We start from the raw sequence: 6485 nt of genomic DNA, 5'->3' as shown, positions 1-6485 counted from the left end.
AAGCTGCCACCAGCAATTACACTGGAGCCAAAAAGATACTTAGGAGCCGTATGCGGTGAAAGTCGCACGTACGGTTCTGGAACGGAGGTGCCCCGGATAATACCGGGCATCGACCGCAACAGCAACTAGGAAAGATGAAGCGTCAAAAATCACGTTCTAAGGACGGGTCTGCTGACACCCCGTCCTGGCCGTAGGCCACGCTACGCGAACGACCAGGACGGGGTAGTTCATTGATTAATTTGTAAGCCGTTGGCCGTAGGCCACGCTACGCGAACAGCGGTCAGCGGTCAGCTGTCAGCTTAAAATAAACCTCAATATTGATAGATTAATGAGAATGCCATCAATTTGACCATCAATTTGACCATCAATTTGACCATCAACGGGTACTCACCAGCACAAACCCCCGTGTCTTTTTAGACTCTGAATCCTTAGTCGCCATTGCTTGCCATAATTCTTCAGCCTTGACCCAGACCGGAAGATATTTGTAACGAGAGACATCTAGGATCAGAAAACGGTCTGCTTCTTGGTTGTAGGCAGCTAAAGGAGAAATATGTCCCCCAGTTTTCTGAGCAATGGCTTTGCGTAAGTAATTGACTAAGACAAAATTTTCCGCTTCTTGCAAATTCTTTACCACTATGTTGCGAAACTGATCCAGGGTCAAATCACCACCATGGTAAACCTCTGCTCTAACTGGATAAGTTTCCAATAATCCTGCTAATTGTTCCAAAGTCATGCCCCGACGAGCAATCACCTCAGCCATCCGCACTTGCTCAGTTTTGGCATTCAAAACATTCTTCTGGGTGAAGCGGTTAGTCCTAAATTCCGGTGCTTTTGGAGCTTGAATTGATCAAGCATTCAGCACCATGACCATACTAGCTACTCCACAGTAAGCCAGGTTTTCCTGAGTCACAAACTGAATACTTAGGGGCAAATAGTCTTCTCGGGCTTGGCTTGCCATCAGTAACTGTTCGCCGTGATCGGAATCGAGGTTAATCAGATTTTCGGTCAGTGGAATTGTTTGGGCAAAATATCTTCCCAAGCATCTTCCACTGATAAGTAAAAACAAAATTATACTAAATTTTAGGGGTATACCTAATAGTTTTATATTACTTTTTTTAGCCGATTTTTTACCATAGTTTTGATTAATCATATAGCATGTTTATTTGAAATGTAAACATAGGATTGATAAAAACATGGAATAGGTATTAGCTCAGAAACTATACGCCTAATACCTAAAGCCTTCGCTGACTTTTATGATTTCCCTCTCCTACTGATTAAGCCCAAATCCTACCCCGACGGAAAGGTAGCTGATTGTCTCCCTTGTAGTCTTTAAACATAACCTTCCAGCGTCCGTAGTCTTCCAGTCCAGTAGCAAGCAGAGGTGATTTTTGTCGCAGTTGAGGAGCAACCATAGGCTGGCTTAATTCTACCTCAAGCACAATTTCCGTCTCCCCCGCTGGGAGATTCCTGCGCACATTGTCCTTAGTGCTTTTAATCAATTCCTCCCCTGAAAAGACTTTCAGGTAGACATCAGGCAAGATATCCTTTGGTGCATCTCTATAGGCAGATTCATCAAACTCGACTTGGTAAGCCCCACGGGTATCTGTAACCGCCGTGCCGCACAAATCGTCATCCTTGACATCCTTATCCCAGACCTCAACCCGCAGACCTGGAATCCCTCTACCAGAGTTACGGTTAAGTACGCGACCAAAAATACGAAAGCTAGACATATTTTTTCTCCAACAAGACTTACGCAGGTGATACGAAAAATTGGGTAAAGGTTAAGGGCTATTGGGTAAGTGATCCAACTTGATTGGACTGAGTTCCTGAGTTCAACAACACCGAAAAATTCAGGTTTTAACCAATAGGGAAGTTCGGAACAGGGAATGGGGAATAAAGAAATACAGACTTTTTACACAGGCTGCAAGCCCCCTAAATCCCCCAAGCGAGCAATCCCTCGCTTGGGGGGCTAGGGGGGCGAAACTTGCTGTAAGTCCTATGCTTATCCCCTCATTCCCTTATCCCCTTATCCCCTGATTAAGCCCAAATGCGTCCCCGACGGAAAGGGGGGTCATTGTCTGGCTTCTGGTCTTTAAACATAACCTTCCACCGTGCATAATCTTCTAGACCAGTAGCAAGTAAGACTGATTTCTTTTCTTCATTAACCTCTGGTTGAACAGATGGAGAAGCAGCAGCAGGAGCAGCTTTTGCTTTTGGCTTCGCCTGGGTTTTTCTGCGACGACCGCGTCTGGGAGTTTTAGTTTCTTCTTCTGGCATAATTGTTTTTTACTGTTTGTTAGTGTTTGTTACGGTTTACGACATCTTATGTAACTGTTACCCATCTCTTAGTTTGACCTAGGGGCACCGCCACATCAATACCATCCGCCCCAGCCGGAGGTTTTCAGTTGCTGATAACTAGGGTAAGCAAAGGGTGCTGGGTCATTGTAATTGGCACCATGGGTCAAGTCCATGCGAATAGTCACCAAGTCTTGGCCTCGACCATGAACTACATCCACTGCCCGATAGGGTTGAATCAGATCCGGTCTTTTGACTGGTGCTACTTGTTTGGGGAATCTCATCAAACACTCCTTTTCTGGTCAGTAGTGATATAATACGAACATTATTGCTTAGGAAGCAAGTTCTTTTTTGTTTCCATTTGGTTTTTTTCCTAAGTTTATAAAAATATAAAAGCTGAAAAACCCGTCTCTTTAGATCGGGGATAAAAGCCCATAGCGGCTTGAAGCGCCGTGATCAAAATATCTTATAAAGTCCCGAAACTTTAGTCTAAGTGTTGTAGAATAAAATAGGAAGAAGTTGAGGTCAGATACGAAACCTTAGAGCTAATTTGTAAAGTAAATATTAAGAAGCTTTCAAGCCTTGCTATGATTGTCTTTTGGTTATTAAATAGTTCAATTGTTCTAGTTTAGCGCAAGCCTGATCCTACAAGGATTACAGCGAGTTTACAAATCAGCTACAACTGTGGGCTATGGCGATAAATCTCCCGTTAGTGTTGTGGGGCGTTTGGTAGTAATTGTTTGGATGTTTACTGGATTATTCGTGGTTGCCTACTTCACCGCAGCCATCACAGCTGATCGTCTTGAATCGAATATTTCTGATCTTATCGATCTATTCGGAAAACAGGTTGCTACTGTCGCAGACACGACCTCTGCCAGATATATGAATCAACAGCCAGTCAAGCTGATTGAATTTGAGCAGGTGGAAGATGCATACAAAGCTCTCAAAGCGGGGCAAGTCCAGGCTCTAGTTTATGATTCACCAACGTTACTTTAGCAAACGTCACAAAACCGAGAATACCAGATTGTAGGTGAGTTGTTTGCTAAACAAGACTACGGCATAGTTTTGCCTCAAGGTAGTCATTATCGTGAGCCAATCAACCGAATTATTTTGCAATTACAGGAAGACGGAGAACTCACCAACCTAGAGCAAAAGTGGTTTCCTTCTAACCAGTAAGATTAGGTATGGTTAATCACGTACAATAGGGTCGATTGCATGCATAGTAATTGGTAATGGCCATTGGTAATTGGTAATTGGTAACGTGACACAAAAGATAGAGCTTCAAATTGAAACAATTGATGAAAAATCCCTGCACCTAAGGACAGTCAAGGCTTTGGGACGAGCACACGCAACCACTCTTGGTCATTTTCCTGAAGGAGCGTTTGATCAACACGCACTAACTCGTCAAATACTTGTGGCTCTTACTCCTGAAAAAAAGTGTACCGGTTATTTGTTATACCGGAAGGTGCGTAGGCATAATATCATCGTTATTGTTCATCTGTGCATCGAGCCATCATGGCGTGGTAAGGGGATTGCTAGAAAGCTGGTTAATTATCTAAGTCAGAACACTCAGGACTTTTACGGCATTAAACTCAAATGCCGTCGTGATTATGAATTACATAAAATGTGGTCTCACTTAGACTTTGTTCCTTTGACTGAAAAACCCGGAAGGAGCAAGGATGGAAAACTACTTACCGTTTGGTGGCGCGATCACGACCATCCTACCCTATTTTCTGCGGTTGCTACCCAAAAACTTGAGTCTAAATTATGTGCAGTCATTGATACCAGCGTGTTTTTTGACTTGCAAGGAGATGAAGCTAGGTCAAAGACAGAATCCGACTCTCTACTAGCTGATTGGTTACAGCCTGACTTGGAGTTATGTATAACTAATGAAATATTTAAGGTTATCAATACTATTGATGATACTAAACAAAGGAATGCTAAACGCCAGTTAGCCGATACCTTTACTCAACTCCCTTACAATCAGAAAGACTTTCAAACAGCTTGTCGCGCTCTAACCAAGGTTTTGTTATCAACTCAGATAACTCTCAATAAATCTGAACTGCGTCAGTTAGCTATAGCCATAGCTTCAGATGCACCATTTTTTTTGACTCGTAATTCACAAATACTAGCGATCGCAGATGCTATCAATGAGGAATTTAACTTATCAATCCTTAGTCCTACTAGTTTAATTGTTAAGCTAGATTACCTTCACGAATATATTAACTATCAGCCTGTACGCTTAGCAGGTACAGGTATCACTAGACAAGTTGTTCAGAAATTAGATCAGGTACCTTTCTTGAGTCAAAGGTTTTTGGTTAGTCCTAAGGGAGAAAAACTTAGTGATTTTCAAGGAAGGCTGGGCTATATTATTGCTAATCCCGATAAATTCAAGTGTTATATTATTCTCCAGTCAGAAAATAATCCCCTAGCTTTAATTGCGTATCATACCCATAAAAAACATGAGTTAAACATTCCAATTTTTCGGGTTAGATCTGGTCCTCTTGAAGAAACCCTGGCGCGGCACTTAATTTTTTGGTTTATATCCCTGTCAGTACGTGAAAATCTGCCATTTACACGAATTACTGAACCTTATTTGGATCACACTATTCTTAGCGGTATTCAAGATGATGCATTTTTTAAAGTTAAGGATGGTTATTTAAATGCCAATCTTCCGGTTGCCATAACTGCGACAGAATTATCCGACTATCTCACTACTTTAGCTAATCGAAGTCAGGATTATAACTTTTGCCTAAAAATTGCTGATACCCTCAAAACTGATAAATTAACCACAGCGGTAAAAACAACGCTAGACGTTGAACGCATACTGTGGCCAGCAAAAATTATTGATGCTGATCTTCCTACTATAATCATTCCTATTCAAGCAGAATGGGCAAAGGAATTATTCGATGAAGACTTAGCTAACCAGCTCCTATGGAGATCGGAAACTGATCTGGCGCTAAAACGTGAACTTGTCTATTATCGAAGCCATCGAGGTAATGGTGGCTTAAAACCAGGGGTTGTTGGTAGAATTTTTTGGTATGTAAGCTATAATAAAAAGTATTGCGGCACAGGAAAGGTCAGAGCGTGCTCTAGACTTGATGAAGTAGTCGTAAACAAACCTAAAAATCTCCATCAACAGTTTCGTCGATTGGGTGTATATGAATTAGAAGATTTAATGAAGCTTACCAAAAATGATCCTAATAAAAAGCTGATGGCGCTTCGATTTAGTGATACTGAACTGTTTAAAAATCCTATAGATTTGCCTGAAATTCAAGAAATACTTGGTAAGCGTTTAACACTTCAATCACCGTTGCGGATTGATAAGGAACAATTTACAATGATATATAGAGAAGGCACCCAAAATTAATAAAAATTACTCGTGTTAACAATGCCCAATGTGTTGTTATTATCAATTCGTCCTAAATATGCTAATCAATTATTCAAGGGAACCAAAAAAATTGAACTTCGTCGGGTGCGTCCTCGATTAGTACCAGGGGATATTGTTGTGGTTTATGTCTCGGCTCCAGATAAGGTTTTATCGGGTTTTTTTGAAGTGGAAGACGTTATTCAAGACCGCCCGGATATCCTTTGGTATAAAGTAAAGGACAATGCTGGTATAGAAAAAAAAGATTTTAATGAGTATTATGAGGAAGCCGCTGTCGGTTATGGGATTTGCTTAAAACTCATAGAACATTTTGAGCCACCAGTAACTTTACAAGATTTGAGGGCAAAATGGGCTAACTTTAGACCTCCACAATCTTATCATTACTTGACGACTAGTCAATTTGAGCATCTTAAGTCTATTGTAGAGGATAAAATGGCAATTATGTCAGAACATTATATCAATTAGCTAAATATTTGCTAAGAAGGTATTTTGGAATGGGTCATGGAGAATAGATAATGGATAATAGCAAGCCAATAACCCACTAGTGAGAATCAATGACTAACTAACTAAAATTTTATAATGTCTCAAACATGTTCTAATAAAAAAAATTAGGTGGATAGTATGGTGGGGGATAAGAAAGCTGAATTGGTCAGTCTATTTCAGGAATTTATCAGTTCATATCCCTACACACCGGTTGGGTAAAGCTGCCCGGTTCATCATTTTAGCGTTAATTATTTACAGTTAAGTAGTCGGACAAAAGTCAAATTAACTGTTGAAATAGGGAGCAGGGAGCAGGGAGCAG

At 41.0% G+C, this 6485-nt stretch carries 5 protein-coding genes and 2 pseudogenes; 3 read left to right on the top strand and 4 right to left on the bottom strand.

Going from position 1 to position 6485, the window contains the following annotated elements:
* Nucleotides 1–376: 376 nt before the first annotated feature.
* The 4 genes and pseudogenes from F6J99_RS39650 to F6J99_RS39635 all read right to left on the bottom strand — a co-directional run bounded on the left by F6J99_RS39650 (nucleotide 377) and on the right by F6J99_RS39635 (nucleotide 2579).
* Nucleotides 377–1150, bottom strand: a pseudogene (locus F6J99_RS39650) (phytochelatin synthase family protein).
* Nucleotides 1151–1274: 124 nt separating this feature from the next.
* Nucleotides 1275–1730, bottom strand: coding sequence for a cyanobactin biosynthesis PatC/TenC/TruC family protein (locus F6J99_RS39645; protein ID WP_293121635.1), 456 nt, complete (start codon nucleotides 1728–1730; stop codon nucleotides 1275–1277).
* A 307-nt stretch (nucleotides 1731–2037) separates the two neighbouring features.
* A complete protein-coding gene (locus tag F6J99_RS39640; protein ID WP_293121633.1) occupies nucleotides 2038–2277 on the bottom strand; it encodes a cyanobactin biosynthesis PatC/TenC/TruC family protein in 240 nt (79 codons plus the stop codon).
* Between the two features lie 95 nt (nucleotides 2278–2372).
* Nucleotides 2373–2579: a cyanobactin biosynthesis system PatB/AcyB/McaB family protein gene (locus F6J99_RS39635; RefSeq protein WP_070395490.1), complete on the bottom strand. Its 207-nt coding sequence runs from the start codon at nucleotides 2577–2579 to the stop codon at nucleotides 2373–2375.
* Between the two features lie 400 nt (nucleotides 2580–2979).
* On the opposite strand from F6J99_RS39635, the pseudogene F6J99_RS39630 reads away from it, so the two are divergent.
* From F6J99_RS39630 to F6J99_RS39620, 3 genes and pseudogenes are all read left to right on the top strand, one after another.
* Nucleotides 2980–3471, top strand: a pseudogene (locus F6J99_RS39630) (transporter substrate-binding domain-containing protein).
* A gap of 85 nt (nucleotides 3472–3556) precedes the next feature.
* A complete protein-coding gene (locus F6J99_RS39625) occupies nucleotides 3557–5665 on the top strand; it encodes a GNAT family N-acetyltransferase (protein ID WP_293121631.1) in 2109 nt (702 codons plus the stop codon).
* 21 nt (nucleotides 5666–5686) lie between these two features.
* Nucleotides 5687–6148, top strand: coding sequence for an ASCH domain-containing protein (locus tag F6J99_RS39620; RefSeq protein WP_293036876.1), 462 nt, complete (start codon nucleotides 5687–5689; stop codon nucleotides 6146–6148).
* Nucleotides 6149–6485 lie beyond the last annotated feature (337 nt).

This window comes from Moorena sp. SIO4G3, assembly GCF_010692305.1.
Classification (GTDB): Bacteria; Cyanobacteriota; Cyanobacteriia; order Cyanobacteriales; family Coleofasciculaceae; genus Moorena; species Moorena producens_A.
Note: the sequence above shows the minus strand (reverse complement) of the source record. Positions and strands in the feature narration are given on the sequence as shown.